Here is a 14,296-nt window from a genome sequence, read left to right as displayed (position 1 = left end):
GATGCAGCTGCAACTTTTTGACCGCTGCCAAGCCCGATGCGCTGCGGCATACTAGAAGGCTAGCTCGACAAGGTGTGCCATGACACGCGCGTTCAATTTCAGTGCCGGCCCTGCGACATTGCCGGAATCGGTCCTGCGGCAGGCGCAGGCAGAGATGGTCGAATGGAACGGCGTTGGCGCCTCGATCGTGGAAATCAGCCACCGCAGCGCGGATTTCATCGCCGTGGCGGCTGCCGCCGAAGCCGATCTGCGCAAGTTGTTGTCGATTCCCGACGACTATGCGGTGTTGTTCACCTCCGGCGGCGCCACCACCATCCAGGCGCTGCTGCCGCTCAACTTCGCAGCGTCGGGCCAGGCGGCCGACTACGTCATCACCGGGCATTGGGGCAAGACCGCGATCAAGCAGGCGGCCACGTATGCGGATGCGCGCATCGCTGCCGACGCGCAGGCCGAGGGCTTCATCGACATCCCGCCGGTGGCCAGCTGGACCTTGTCGCCGCACTCGGCCTACGTGCACATCACCGCCAACGAAACCATTCACGGCGTCGAATTCCGCGACACGCCGGACGTGGGGACGTTACCGTTGTTTGCCGACTTCAGTTCGTCGATCGCCTCCGAGCCGCTGGATATCGCGCGCTACGGCCTGATCTATGCCGGCGCACAGAAGAATCTGGGCCCGGTCGGCATCTCGGTGGTGATCGTGCGACGCGATCTGCTGGAACGCGCCGGCCAACCGCGCGCGGACATCTTCAACTACGCCTCGCATGCCGCGCGCGATTCGATGCTCAACACGCCGCCGACCTGGAACTGGTATCTGCTCGGGCTCACCGTGAAGTGGATGCTGGAGCAGGGCGGGGTGCAGGAATTCGCGCGCCGCAATGCCGAAAAGGCCGCGCTGGTGTACGGCGCCATCGATGGCTCCGGCGGCTTCTATCGCAACCTGATCAAGCCGGCAGTGCGTTCGCGCATGAACATCCCGTTCTTTTTGCCGGATGAGCAGCTCGATGCGCGATTCGTCAGCGAATCCAAGGCGGCCGGGTTGCTTGCGTTGAAAGGCCACAAGGCAGTCGGCGGCATTCGTGCCTCGCTGTACAACGCGATGCCGGTGGCGGGCGCACAGGCGCTGGCTGCCTTTATGCACGACTTCCAGCAGCGTCACGGCTGAATTTTTATCTACCTGCGGCCTCTGCCGCGCAGGCGCATGCGCCGCCATTTTAGGAACGCCCAGCGATGGCTCCCAAGTCCAACAAGCCCACGGCCGCCACTGGCGGCAAAAACAACAAGCCGGCGAAGAAATCCGCAGGTGCTTCAGTCACTCAGGCCGCGAGCACGCCGGCTGACAAATCTGCGATCAAGACCGCAGCGCCGGTGTTGGCCGATGTGCGTGCCAAGATCGACGAGATCGACCGCAACATCCAGGCACTGATTGCCGAGCGCGCCAATTTTGCGCATCAGGTCGGCAAGGCCAAGGGCAAGCTGGCGGCGGCGGTGGATTACTACCGCCCCGAGCGTGAGGCGCAGGTGCTGCGCATGGTGGTGGATCGCAACGAAGGCCCGCTCAGCGATGAAGTGCTGGTGCACGTGTATCGCGAAATCATGTCGGCGTGCCTTGCGCAGCAGGAGCCGCTGAAGATCGGTTACCTCGGCCCGGAAGGCACCTTCAGCCAGCAGGCGGTGCTCAAGCATTTCGGGCGTTCCGCGGTGGGCCTGCCGATGGCGACCATCGAAGAAGTATTCCAGGAAGTGGAAGCCGGCAACGCCGACTTTGGCGTGGTGCCGGTAGAAAATTCAGGGCAGGGCACCATCCAGGTCACCCTGGACATGTTCCTGACCTCCAATCTCAAAATCTGCGGCGAAGTCGAGCTGCGCGTGCATCAGTATTTGCTCTCGCGCAACGGCCGGCTGGAAGACATCGAACGCATCTACGCGCATCCGCAATCGTTCGCCCAGACTGCCGGTTGGTTGCGTTTGCACCTGCCCAAGGTGGAAAAGATCGCCGTCTCCAGCAATGCCGAAGGCGCACGCCGCGCACGTAACGCTGAAGATGCCGCTGCCATTGGCGGCGAAAGCGCGGCGCACGTGTATGGCTTGAAGAAAGTCATCATGAAATCGATCGAAGATGATGACGACAACACCACGCGCTTCCTGGTGATCGGCCGGCAGATCTTCCCGTCGTCCGGGCACGACCGCACCTCGGTGCTGGTGTTCATCCACGACAAGCCTGGCGCGCTGTTCGACGTGCTCAGCCCGTTCGCGCGCCACGGCATCAGCATGAACCGCATCGAGTCGCGTCCCTCGCATCAGGCCAAGTGGGAATACGGCTTCTTCATCGATCTGGTCGGCCATGTCGAAGACGATGCGATGAAGCAGGCGCTGGCCGAACTGAAAGCGCACTCGGCACAGATCAAGGTGTTGGGTTCGTATCCGGTGGCCATTCCCTGAGCGTCCAAGCGCGATACGCCAGCAAGCGCGGGCGCGCCGCTTCCTTTGTGGCGACGGCAGCGCCGCAACCTCCCTCAAAGCGCGTCGCCAGCGTTGGCGATGTCGCAGCCATCGGATCACATGCATGAGCAGCAGCACGCACCACTGGATCGCACGACGCGGCACCGCATTGCAGGGCCGCCTGGCCATTCCTGGCGATAAATCGGTGTCGCACCGCGCAGTGATGTTCGCCGCGCTCGCCGATGGCGTTTCGCAGATCGACGGCTTTCTCGAAGGCGAAGACACGCGCTCCACTGCCGCCATCTTCGCCAAGCTCGGCGTTCGCATCGAGACGCCGTCGGCGTCGCAGCGCATCGTGCACGGCGTGGGTGTGGATGGCCTGCAGCCGCCGAGCGAGGCGCTGGATTGCGGCAATGCGGGCACCGGCATGCGCCTGTTGGCCGGCCTGCTGGCCGCGCAGCGCTTCGACAGCGTGCTGGTGGGCGATGCGTCGTTGTCCAAGCGGCCGATGCGGCGTGTGACCGGCCCGCTGGCGCAGATGGGCGCGCGGATCGACACGCAGGACGACGGCACTCCGCCATTGCGCGTGCATGGTGGACAGGCGCTGCAGGGCATCGATTTCGTTTCGCCGGTTGCCAGTGCGCAGGTCAAGTCTGCGGTGCTGCTGGCCGGTCTGTATGCGCAGGGCGAAACCACGGTGACCGAGCCGCATCCCACCCGCGACTACACCGAGCGCATGTTGTCGGCATTTGGCGTGGACATCGGGTTTTCGCCGGGTAAAGCACGTTTGCGTGGCGGGCAGCGTTTGCGCGCGACCGATATCGCGGTACCCGCGGATTTTTCATCTGCTGCGTTCTTTATCGTTGCTGCCAGCATTGTCCCCGGCTCGGAGGTCGTGCTGCGCGCGGTCGGTTTGAACCCGCGCCGTACCGGGCTGCTGTCCGCGTTACGCCTGATGGGTGCGGACATCGGCGAAGAGAACCATGCCGAACATGGCGGTGAGCCGGTGGCCGATCTGCGCGTACGTTATGCGCCGTTGCGCGGCGCGCAGATTCCCGAAGCGCTGGTGCCGGACATGATTGACGAGTTTCCGGCCTTGTTCGTCGCTGCGGCTGCGGCCAGCGGGCAGACCGTGGTGACCGGCGCTGCCGAGTTGCGGGTCAAAGAATCCGATCGTCTGGCGGCCATGGCCAGCGGCCTGCGCACGCTCGGCGTGCAGGTCGACGAAACTCCGGATGGCGCCACCATCCACGGCGGCAGCATCGGCAGCGGCGTGATCGACAGTCATGGCGACCACCGCATTGCGATGGCGTTCGCGATCGCCGGCCAGCTGTCCACCGGCAGCGTGCAGGTAAACGACGTGGCGAACGTCGCAACGTCGTTCCCGGGCTTCGATACGTTGGCGCAAGGTGCCGGATTTGGGCTGGAAGCGGTGCTTCCTCGGTGAGGCGTTTTGGCCGATCGAGCGCGATGCGTTTCGGGTAGGTTTAATGCCGCGGCTATCCTGGAGTCATGCAGATAACTCCATGACGCCGTTATTTATATCCCGTAGTTGTGGACCACTCTCATAACGCTGACCGCTCCACTTTTGCGAAAGCGGGGCGGCGTGTCGATCGAAGACTTGCCGAAGCCTTGTTGGTGGAGTCAGTCGATCAGCTAACAGGGGCAGAACTTGTTCAGCGCGTGAAGCGACGCACCGCAACAGCCCTCGGCGCCTAGCGCAACCACCCTCAGCGCTGCGCCGTGAACTCCACGGGCACCTGCACGCTGCTTACCACGGCGTGGCCGTCGCGCATGGCGGGTTCGAAGCGCCACTGACGCAGGCTCTCCGTCACCGCCGCGTCCAGGCGCGGGTCATCGCTGCCATTGCGGTCGACGACGGTCACATCACTGACCTTGCCCTGCACATCCAGCTGTAGACGTGCTGTGCGGCTGCCCTGGACGCCTGCACGCGCCACGTCTGCCGGATAGCGTGGCATTGCGTTGCCCGGCAGCGGCTTGGCGTCCACGCTGCTGAGCGCTGGGCGCGCAGGTTGGTGCGCCACCATCGTCACCGCGCGTGGGCCATCGGTTGTCGGCAGGATCTGTCGACTGGCCGCCGGTGCCGGCTGCGTATCGATCGCGAACGATTCGTCGCTGTGCCTTGCCCACCACCAACCGGGTACCACGATGAGCAACGCCAACAGCGTGGCCCACAGCCAGGGCGAAGCGCCGTCGCTCTCCACGTCCTGCTGCCGCGCCACACCACGGCGGCCGTGTTGCGGCAACGACGACGCATGGGCGGATGACGGATTCGAGGTGAAGGACATGGCCGGCCTCCTGGCGCATCTTAGGGATGACGGGGACCAGTCTGGTCGGCAGTAGCTGAGGGGCAGCTAAGGCGGTGGGCGACGGAAACGCTAGAGCTTCCTAGACGTTCAGCTTAGTCAAGCCGAACATTGCGGCGCAGTTAAATCTGCATTGACGTTTCGATTGCGTAACGTTAGCCAGGGCTTGCCAGGCTTGCCCCGGGCGCCGCGCCTGGTAGCTGGCACGCAGGCGCCAGATGAGTTCGCCACGCTTACTGCGCAGGCTTGAACTCGAACGGGATGTCCATGCTGCCAGCCACCGGCTGACCATTACGCTGCGCGGGATGGAAGCGCCAGTGCCGGACTGCTTCCATTGCCGCACGGTCCAGATCGCGCGAGCCACTGCGCTGCACCAGAGTCACGCCCCCGGGAGTGCCGGCAGCATCCACATCGACGCGCACCACCACATTGCCGGCATCGCCGCGACGCAGCGCGGCCGACGGATAGCGGGGTGGCGGCATCTGGCCCTGGATCGGCACCGGACGATCGCCACCGGCGACGGGAGCGCTAGACGGCGCCGAACTGCCAGGCGCACCAGGCGCTGCATTTTCCGGCAGCCGCGTCGGCGCGGGCGGGTCGGGGGGCGCGGTGTCCACCAGGGTCGGGGTGTCGGCCGGCGGCGTGGCCTGCGGCATGTCGCTGGCACCGTCTTGGGCCGGCAACGGCGCCGGCAGCGGCGCAATGGTGTCGTCGGTCTGCGCGCCCGCGCTCGGCTGGGCTGGCGAGGCTTTATAGAAGTCGTCCTTGCGGCCGGTCGCCCAGACCAGCAGGAACAACAGCAGGCCGGCAGCGAAGGCGATGCCGGCAATTTTCAGCGTGTGGCGGGGCAGACGCAGAACGATATGGCGATCAGACGCAGGACGGGGCGCGGGCATAGAGCTCACCTGAGGACTCGTGGTAATTCTGGCATAGCCGCGGTGAATCGATCGCAGCAGCTGGCGGAACAGGCGATAATCTCGCGCTATCCCACTGACGCACATATTCCGATGCTAGATCCGGCCCTGCTTCGCCAACACCCCGCCGACCTTGCCGAGCGCCTGCGCAGCACGCGCGGCTTCGAGTTGAACATTGCGGAACTGGAGTCGCTTGAGAGCGAGCGCAAGCGCATCCAGGTGCGTACGCAGGAGTTGCAGAGTCAGCGCAATTCCAAATCCAAGGCGATCGGGCAGGCCAAGGCCAAGGGCGAAGATGTCGCCGCGCTGATGGCCGAGGTGGCCGGGTTCGGCAATGAGCTCAAGGCGTCCGAAGACGCGCTGGATGCGATTCGCGCCCAGCTCGAAGTCATCGCGCTGGGCCTGCCCAATCTGCCGGCCGAGGATGTGCCGCTGGGCAAGGACGAAAGCGAGAACGTCGAGCAATCGCGTTGGGGCACGCCGCGTCAGTTCGATTTCGAAGTCAAGGACCATGTGGAACTCGGCGCGCCGCACGGCTGGCTGGATGGCGAAACGGCAGCCAAATTGTCGGGCGCGCGTTTCACCGTGTTGCGCGGCCCGGTCGCGCGCCTGCATCGTGCGCTGGCGCAGTTCATGCTGGACCTGCACGTCGGCGCGCACGGCTACGAAGAAACCAATGTGCCGCTGCTGGTCAATGCCGATTCGATGCGTGGCACCGGGCAGTTGCCGAAGTTCGAAGACGATTTGTTCCAGACCGAAGTGGGCGAGTCGCGCCGGTATCTGATCCCCACCTCCGAAGTGCCGCTGACCAATATCGTGCGCGACGAGATCATCTATGCCGAGCGCCTGCCGCTGCGCATGACGGCGCATTCGATGTGCTTTCGCGCCGAAGCCGGGAGCGGCGGCCGCGATACGCGCGGCATGATCCGCCAGCACCAGTTCGAAAAAGTGGAGCTGGTCACTGCCTGCGCGCCGGAAGACAGCGATGCCGAACATCAGCGCATGACGCGTTGTGCCGAAGTGGTGCTGGAACAACTCGGCCTGCCGTATCGCAAGGTGTTGCTGTGCACCGGCGACATGGGTTTTTCCGCGATCAAGACCTACGATCTTGAAGTCTGGTTGCCGTCGCAGAACATGTATCGCGAAATCTCCTCGTGCTCCAATTGCGGGGATTTCCAGGCGCGGCGCATGCAGGCACGCTGGCGCAATCCGGTCAGCGGCAAGCCGGAACTGCTGCATACCCTCAACGGCTCGGGCACGGCAGTGGGCCGCGCGATGATTGCGGTGATGGAGAACTACCAGAACGCCGATGGCTCGATCGATGTGCCGCAGGTGTTGCGCCCTTACATGGGCGGGATCGAGCGCATCGGCTAAGCGCGGCGACCAGACCGGCTGCGCCTACCACCTGGTGGGCGCGCCGTGTGTTCAGTGCGGCATGTTCCATGCGGACACTGCGGCTCCGCACGGTCCATGCCCATCAAACGCGTGATCGTTACGTTTGGCCAGCTACGTTAAGCGCGGTGGGTTCGACACAGCTCGCGTCATCTGCTGCACACCGTGCGAGTGTGTTTGGTCGCGAGCCACCGGGTTAGCTGACATCGACGTAAAAAAAACGGGGCCGGCGATGGCCCCGTTTTCGTTTACGGCATAGCACGTAGCACATCGCATCGCTCTTGCGGCGCAGCGAGGCATCACGCCGCATACCTATGCAATGACAGCCGCGTCTTCTTCCGCACGCAGCCCGGCCAGTGCCGAGGCCAGTGCATCGGCGCGGTGCTGCGGCGAATACGCCACGCCTTCTGCGCGCACAACGCTGATGTCGTCGATGCCCAGGAAGCCGAACAACTGGCGCAGATACGGCTCCTGAAAATCGTTGGTCGGCTCGGCATAGATGCCACCGCGCGCGCTGGCAATGATGACGCGCTTGCCGCCTGCCAGACCTTCTGGACCGTTTGCGGTGTAGTGGAAGGTACGCCCGGCCACTGCGATGCGATCGATCCAAGCCTTGAGCGTGGTGGGGATGGCGAAGTTGTACATCGGCGCGCCGATCACCAAGACATCGGCCTGCAAGAACTGCTGCATCACCGCTTCGGCGGCCGCAGCCTCTGCCGGATCGCTCTGCGCCAGCGTCTGCGCGGTCAGGTGCGGAATCGGGTCGCGGTCGAGGTCGCGATAGGCCACTTCAACCTCGGGGTACAGCCGGCGCTGTTGCTCCACGATGGCGGCACTGAGCTCGCGGGTGATGGAATTAGCGCCCAGCGCGCTGGAATCGAGGTGCAGCAGTTTCATGGCGATGACCTATGGCAAGCGGCGGCGCCGCGGAGGAGTGCAGCCTAGGTCGTTGCTCTGTTGGGATAAAGGTGGTTAAATATCACTTATCGTTCTATCCATGGATGCATTTGCCATGCACGACCTGAATGACCTGTACTACTTCGCGATGGTGGTGGACCACGGCGGCTTCGCCGCAGCCGAGCGTGCGCTCGGTATCCCCAAATCGCGCCTGAGCCGGCGCATCAGCCAGCTCGAAACCGATCTTGGCGTGCGCCTGCTGCAGCGCTCCACGCGCCGCTTTGCGGTGACCGACGTCGGCACCAGCGTGCACCGCCATGCCCAGACCATGCTCGCCGAGGCCCAGGCCGCGCGCGAGGTGGTGGATCGTCTCAGTGCCGAGCCGCGCGGTCTTGTCCGTGTGAGCGTTCCTGTCTCGCTTGCGCAAATCCAGTTGCCCAAGTTGCTGCCGGAATTCCTGGCCAAGTATCCCAAGGTGCGGCTGCAGCTCAACATCAGCAACCGCCGCGTCGATGTCATCAATGAAGGCTACGACATCGCCCTGCGCGTGCGTTCGCGGCTGGACGACGACGGCAGCCTGGTAATGCGCAGCTTCGGCCAGGTGCAGGAACTGCTGGTGGCCAGCCCCAGGTATCTGGACCGCGCCGGACGCCCGAAAGACCCGAGCGAACTGGCTAACCACACCACCATGAGCACCAGCGAGGACGAAGCGCATCAGCGCTGGGAACTGCACGGCCCGAACGGCGAAATGCGCCGCGTGGACCTGCAGCCGCGCCTGGCCGGGTTCGATTTCCCGTTGCTGCAATCGATGGCGCGCGACGGCTTCGGCATCACCATGCTGCCGGAAACCGTTTGCGCCGAAGCCGTGCGCAGCGGCGAACTGGAAGTGGTGCTGCCGCACTGGTCGCTGCCTCAGGGCATCTGCCACGCCGTGTTCGCCTCGCGCCGCGGCCTGCTGCCGGCGGTGCGCGTGTTCATCGACTTCCTGGCCGAACACCTGCCGCAGGAAATCGAGCGCTCGCGCCTGGATTGCGGCGGAAACTGCGCCGAACTTGCCGAAAAGCTCAAGCGTGCCGCCGGCACGGCACCGCGCTTGGCGGTGGCCGAAGCCGGCTGAGAGCTGTGCCTGGCCGCTGTGTCTGGCCGACAGGTTTTGGCAGTCCGCCAGCTGCTCGGCAGTCAGTCCGCTTCAGATGTTTGGCGGGCTGCATCTGTCTTAGGTGCGCCCGGCCGATCCGCAACTTGCCGCGGCCTGCCATAATCGACAGCACAGTCGCCGCCCCGCCCGAAGGCAGTGCGGGGTAACTGAGCAAAACGCGCCCGGGCATGCGAGAATGCGCGCCCGGGAGCGATCCAGGGAGCGGTGGCTGCGCACAAGATGCCCATGCGGCCACCACCGGGCGCCACGCGTGCAACGCGTGGTCGTCAGCGTGACAACCGATGCCTTCGGTATCACGCGCAGCAGCATCGGAGAGATGGCCGAGCGGTTTAAGGCACCGGTCTTGAAAACCGGCGAAGGGTCAAACCTTCCGTGGGTTCGAATCCCACTCTCTCCGCCAGTCGCTTCCAAGTCATTGATTTTGAATGTAAAAATCTGATTTGGTTTGATTGGAAGGCAGGAAGCATGCAGAGGAAACACTCGCATGCGCATCCCTCATCATTTGAGCCGGTCGTCCACCGGCCGCTGGTCGTTCGTCCAACGTGTGCCCATCGATTTGCAAACCGTGATGGGCTGCCGGCTTATCAAACGCACCCTGCAAACGAAGGACTTGGCGCAGGCGCATGTGCGTGCGGTGGTGCTTGGAGCGGGCTATGCTCGGCTCTTCGCACAGTTGAAGGATCAACGCGTGGCCAAGCTGAGCAAGACGGACGCTGACCTGCTCATCGCTCGCCTGACGAGCGCCGAGAACCTCCAGGAACTGACGCTCAACCGCACCCGCCAGCCGGATGGCACGGTGGTCGAGCGGTGGGAGATCGACAGCCCCAAAGACCTAAAGCTGTATCGGCAGTTGATGGAGCTGGAAGCAAGGGGTGGGGCACCCACTCAACCATCGCGGCTCCCAGTTGCCGCGTTCAACACATTCGGAGCGTCGCACCAGACCACCCCGGCTGGGCAATCATCTGCGCCGGCCATCGGACGATGACGCTGGGCAAGGCCCGTGACGCGTTCCTGGCGACCCTCAAAGAGTCTGCGCCAGCAGCTAGTTGAGGCCTCCTTGGCTTGGGAGGCCGCCTTTGGGAATGCTCCGGCCATCACCTCTGCATTGTCGGAATACGACGCTGCCGTGCTGCTGGGATGCTCCCTGGCTGATTACTCTGCTTGCATGCGCGGTGCGACTGCCGTCCAGCGGGGCCATGACTTCGTTTATCAGGGTCTGCGCTACCAAGTGAAGGGAAACCGACCCAGCGGTAAGCGAGGCAGCACAGTGACCCGGGTTCCCAAGCCGTCGAACTACGAGTGGGATCGGCTGATCTGGGTGCTATACAACCCGCGCTATGAAATGCAGGAGGCTTGGCTCTGGGAGGTTGAAGACTATCGGAAGCGTTTTGAGGGCGTCCTGCGGCTTGGGCCTGGGCACATGCGACTAGGGCAATCGCTTATCGATTCTTTGTCAGTCTTCATCCGTGGATGAGTGCTCCCGCCAGGCTTCGAAGCCTGAGGTCGTTCCGAGTTGGATTGCTGTCCACCTCAATCCGACAGCAAGGGGGCGGTGCGCTGTAGTGCTTCACGATCCACCGCTCGGTTATTGGTTCTCTATTTCCTGCCGGGGGCTGGAGGTTCGCGCTGATGGTTGCCCCAAGTTGCCATTTCAGCGGACCACCAATCGTGCGCGCAACGCGCGATCAAGATCGGCATCTTCTCCAGTTGAAGTTCGGCCTTGCTACTGACGGGCGTGGCTACTATTGAGCTCTAACTAAGAAGCAAGCCGCTTGCCAATAGCGAATTTTCCCGCTGTCATCCGAGAAAGAGGTCACTTTTGATGTGGTCGACGCCTTAGTCCGGCTACGGCTGGCCAGCGTCGAAAATCGGTCTCTCAGTGTTTCGACCTTAGCTGCGTCGGAGTAGACAACGACGATCCCCTCCCGACTGGTTCCTCCTCGTCCAAGCACCTGTCTAAGGCGCTTTGCGTCTGAGCTGATGGAATCCTTTGAATATACTTTTTTAATCTCTATGACGAATCGAGGTGTTCCGTTAGACCACCAGACTGCCAGATCGATTCGACCGTTGCGCGGTTTCTTTCCACGGAGCTCCGCGCCAGCTTCTCTTAGTAGCATCTGCACGCTGCTCTCTAACGTTACGTATGGAGCAATTTTAGAGAGCGCGCATGCGATTTCTCCTTGGATAAACGCTTCGGGCGCCTGCTTGAGCGAGTAGCCACCAGTAAATCTATGGTGTTTTCGAAATGCTAGCCTAACTCCTTTCATGCATGCCGATTGAAAACGTGCGAGAGGCTTCTTTGGCTTGGTCATGATTATCCCTGAAGATCCGCTTACAAGCAGCGGAGTCGATGATTTTGCTGCTTACAAAACGACCGTACTCTTAGACGATCGATCAGGCTTTGAGCCTTTAAGTGAAAGCCACTCATCCTGGTTAAAAATTGTAAGTCGCCCATCAGCGAATTGCTTTGAGGAGAAACGGATATGCATCCACGGACACTGGGATATGTAGGTCAAAAAAATAACAACGTCAAGCGGTTGGATGGAACGACACAGTGTCCCTCTCTCGCTAGCCGGCTTTTGCCGTGCGTTACGGGTAGAACTTGCTCGGATCAGCCAAGCACTTGGCAAACTGCCCCCGCTGGTAGCGCGGCAGCTCTACCTTGGGCTGATACAGCTCCAGTGCGCTGATTTGCTTGCTTCGCGTCACCTGCGGTTTCTTGTGCAGGTAGTGCTGGCGCAAGACCTGGACCCGGTCGCGGGGATTGGTGCTGTGGCCCGTGACCAGAGCAATCTCCTTCTCTGGAACATCGTTGACATCAAGCTCGGTGGCAAGGGTGTGGCGGAAGGCGTGGAATCCGACGCCCTTGGGGAAGCCGAGGTTCTTCAGGTAGCGCCCGAAGTCCACGACGAACTGCTGGCTGTAACGTGCGTTGGTTTCCCCGGTGGTGCGGTTCACCCCAGCAGAGAGCAGCGGGAACAGGCGGGGGTGGCCGATCGCTTTCATATCTTCCACGAACTCCAGGAATCCGGCCTCCAAGAGCGGCTTGGCGATAGGGATGATGCGCATGCACCCCGCGCCCTTGATGCTTTGCCGGCTGCGCCGCCGGCGTTTCGGGTCCGCGGCCAAGTCTTGGTCCAACGTCTTCTGGAAGGCGATGCACCAGATGCCGCGTTCTTCGATGATGTCGGTCAACTTCAGCTGGCAGACTTCGTTGACCCTGGCTCCGGTATATAGGCCGATCATCGGTGCCCACCAATACTGCGGTTTCTTGGCCCAAGGAATGAATGTCGCGGGGTCAAAAATGGCTTGCAGGTCGACGTCCTCGAACAGGCGGATCGCCTTGGCGGGGTCGATGGTGTGATCTTCCTTGGGCTTCCGGAAGGCCTTCATCGGTGACACGTCGATGGCTTGTCCGTTGACCAAGTGGTTGAAGAAGGCAACAAGGAATCGGCGGTGACGTTCCTCGGTAGCTGGGGCCAGCGGCGGCACGTCTTGCTCTTTGCCCATGGCGATGGCTTCGTCGAAGGTGAGATCCTTCAGCAGCGGATCTGATACTAGGTTCCTCGGAGCCCAACGCAGCAGCGTCCAGAGCGCTTGGATGTGGTGGTAGTCCACACGAGCTGCGGAGATGTTGCCGCAGGTAAGAAGCAGCAGCTTCAACGTGCGCTCGGTGGCCAAGACGGTCTTCGGGTCGAGCTGCCGGCGGCGCATGTCTTCCAGGTGGTCCTCGATTTCCTTGGCCAAGGGACGCGACGGCGTGCCCATAGGGAGCTGAGCGGGATAGCGTGTGTTTCTCTTAAGGCCGCTCTTTCGTCCGGTTTCGTCGAGCGCGGCGAGGATGCATTCTTGGAGATTGATGGCCGCTTCCCGGCCGCGGATGATGGCGCGGTCGATGCGGAACCGTCCGATGTGGATGCCTTCCAGATGCAGGAGGCCGAAGGGCGAGGCGATGTAATCGTTGAGTGCTGCGGAGGGCAGAGCGGTCATGGGTCACTTCCATCGAGAGATGGAAGTAGGGATATGACAGGACGAAAATTCGTCAACGGGGGCGATACAAAAATCTGCGCTGTCGGCGTAGTCCTTAGGTGTTGAGGTGTCCCGGCTGGGATGCTTCTCGGACCCGTCAGTTCGTTATCCGGCGAGAAGTCTTGTAAATCAAGGGTTTCAAGAGAGTTTGTGTCGATTTATCGCAGTCAATTGCGGTCTGCATTGCACCACCAGGCGCATGCACCAGCTCCACTGCGATCCCGGTCGCATGATTCGGGTCCGGGATGTCGTAGGAATTGCCGACGATCAAGTTGCTGTTGGGATACGGCCCGATCTGCGAGACGAGGTACTGGGTCGGGTTGCCGGCCTGGACCAGGATGTTGTCGCCGTTCGCAATGACCTTGAAGCCGGGAACTTCTTTCACTGTGGTGGGCATGAAGAAACGGAGCCGGTTGATCGCTCCGGTTGCCGAACGGCCTGTTGCACGAACGACACGCTGGGCAACGCTGTTGACTGGGTATCGATGCAACACGTGAGGCATTGCACCTGGCGATCCTTCTGATGAAGGAAGCGACGCATTCGCGGTGGATCGTTGAGAGGTTGCTTCCGTCTGCACCTTGGTGGTTTCGGAAAGTCGGTACCCGACATAACGTCTCGATCCGGATCCTCGTCGAGTGCCGCCGACGGCTGGTTCGTCACGGTTCGCCCAATGAAATCAGCACGCATGCGCCGTGATTGCGCGGCGGGGCGAGCCCTGGCGTTGCCTGGCGATGTGTTCCGGGACCAGATTGATCGAATCAACCGCTCAAATGCAGGTGGTTGGGTTTCTGCTTCCCTGCGGTGCGTTGGAAGGAAGCTTGAAGACGTGGCAGGTTCGGACCGGCACGGTATCGATACGAACCGTCACATGGGTGTCGCCTGCCGCGCCGGGAGGTATCTGGCCGCCGCCATGCTCTCCCTTTGTGAAGGTGCAGCTATTGGCCGCTTATGCGGTTCTCAGTCGATCGTTTGAAGAGTTGGCAACACGGGTGGGCCAGCCGCTGATGGAGCCTTCGATGTGCGCAACGACGCCGCAAGCGGCCGCTGCGTGACTACTCGACACGAGCAGCGTCAGGAAGAAGGTCGCTTTGATGGCTTGATTGAAAATGGGCATGTCAATTTCCTTGAGCGTCGGG

At 62.4% G+C, this 14,296-nt stretch carries 11 protein-coding genes, 1 tRNA gene and 1 pseudogene; 7 read left to right on the top strand and 6 right to left on the bottom strand.

Features of this window, described 5'->3' with window-relative positions:
- Positions 1-79: 79 nt before the first annotated feature.
- The 3 genes from serC to aroA all read left to right on the top strand — a co-directional run bounded on the left by serC (position 80) and on the right by aroA (position 3,889).
- Complete coding sequence (gene serC / locus XBLMG947_RS04215; RefSeq protein ID WP_065466532.1) at positions 80-1,165, top strand: 3-phosphoserine/phosphohydroxythreonine transaminase; 1,086 nt, start codon at positions 80-82, stop codon at positions 1,163-1,165.
- A gap of 65 nt (positions 1,166-1,230) precedes the next feature.
- Positions 1,231-2,442 (top strand): prephenate dehydratase, encoded by a 1,212-nt coding sequence (pheA, locus tag XBLMG947_RS04210; protein WP_065466531.1) that lies wholly within the window; start codon positions 1,231-1,233, stop codon positions 2,440-2,442.
- 124 nt (positions 2,443-2,566) lie between these two features.
- Positions 2,567-3,889 (top strand): 3-phosphoshikimate 1-carboxyvinyltransferase, encoded by a 1,323-nt coding sequence (aroA, locus tag XBLMG947_RS04205; protein WP_065466530.1) that lies wholly within the window; start codon positions 2,567-2,569, stop codon positions 3,887-3,889.
- Between the two features lie 283 nt (positions 3,890-4,172).
- On the opposite strand, the gene XBLMG947_RS04200 is transcribed toward aroA, so the two are convergent.
- A complete protein-coding gene (locus XBLMG947_RS04200; protein WP_065466643.1) occupies positions 4,173-4,640 on the bottom strand; it encodes an energy transducer TonB in 468 nt (155 codons plus the stop codon).
- Between the two features lie 362 nt (positions 4,641-5,002).
- Positions 5,003-5,665, bottom strand: a complete 663-nt coding sequence (locus XBLMG947_RS04195; RefSeq protein WP_065466529.1) for an energy transducer TonB — start codon at positions 5,663-5,665, stop codon at positions 5,003-5,005.
- A 111-nt stretch (positions 5,666-5,776) separates the two neighbouring features.
- Here XBLMG947_RS04195 and serS point away from each other — a divergent pair, with 111 nt between their 5' ends.
- Positions 5,777-7,057: a serine--tRNA ligase gene (gene serS, locus XBLMG947_RS04190; RefSeq protein ID WP_065466528.1), complete on the top strand. Its 1,281-nt coding sequence runs from the start codon at positions 5,777-5,779 to the stop codon at positions 7,055-7,057.
- A 330-nt stretch (positions 7,058-7,387) separates the two neighbouring features.
- On the opposite strand, the gene XBLMG947_RS04185 is transcribed toward serS, so the two are convergent.
- A complete protein-coding gene (locus XBLMG947_RS04185) occupies positions 7,388-7,972 on the bottom strand; it encodes an FMN-dependent NADH-azoreductase (RefSeq protein WP_065466527.1) in 585 nt (194 codons plus the stop codon).
- Between the two features lie 100 nt (positions 7,973-8,072).
- Here XBLMG947_RS04185 and XBLMG947_RS04180 point away from each other — a divergent pair, with 100 nt between their 5' ends.
- The 3 genes and pseudogenes from XBLMG947_RS04180 to XBLMG947_RS04170 form a co-directional block, all read left to right on the top strand.
- Positions 8,073-9,089: a LysR family transcriptional regulator gene (locus tag XBLMG947_RS04180; protein WP_065466526.1), complete on the top strand. Its 1,017-nt coding sequence runs from the start codon at positions 8,073-8,075 to the stop codon at positions 9,087-9,089.
- A gap of 352 nt (positions 9,090-9,441) precedes the next feature.
- Positions 9,442-9,531: transfer RNA gene (locus tag XBLMG947_RS04175), tRNA-Ser, on the top strand.
- An 84-nt stretch (positions 9,532-9,615) separates the two neighbouring features.
- A pseudogene (locus tag XBLMG947_RS04170) lies at positions 9,616-10,163 on the top strand (DUF6538 domain-containing protein); the annotation flags it as partial.
- A gap of 1,557 nt (positions 10,164-11,720) precedes the next feature.
- On the opposite strand, the gene XBLMG947_RS04160 reads toward XBLMG947_RS04170, so the two are convergent.
- From XBLMG947_RS04160 to XBLMG947_RS23110, 3 genes are all read right to left on the bottom strand, one after another.
- Positions 11,721-13,121, bottom strand: coding sequence for a site-specific integrase (locus XBLMG947_RS04160; protein ID WP_065466525.1), 1,401 nt, complete (start codon positions 13,119-13,121; stop codon positions 11,721-11,723).
- A 136-nt stretch (positions 13,122-13,257) separates the two neighbouring features.
- Positions 13,258-13,545 carry a hypothetical protein gene (locus tag XBLMG947_RS04155; RefSeq protein ID WP_139074355.1) on the bottom strand — a complete coding sequence of 96 codons (288 nt, stop codon included), beginning with the start codon at positions 13,543-13,545 and terminating at the stop codon, positions 13,258-13,260.
- A 561-nt stretch (positions 13,546-14,106) separates the two neighbouring features.
- The coding region (locus XBLMG947_RS23110; RefSeq protein WP_209437462.1) for a hypothetical protein at positions 14,107-14,296 on the bottom strand (190 nt) is incomplete at its 5' end.

Origin of the sequence: Xanthomonas bromi (assembly GCF_900092025.1) — a bacterium.
In the GTDB taxonomy this organism is placed as follows: domain Bacteria; phylum Pseudomonadota; class Gammaproteobacteria; order Xanthomonadales; family Xanthomonadaceae; genus Xanthomonas; species Xanthomonas bromi.
The sequence above is the reverse complement of the archived record's forward strand: the minus strand, read 5'-3'. Positions and strand labels throughout refer to the sequence as shown.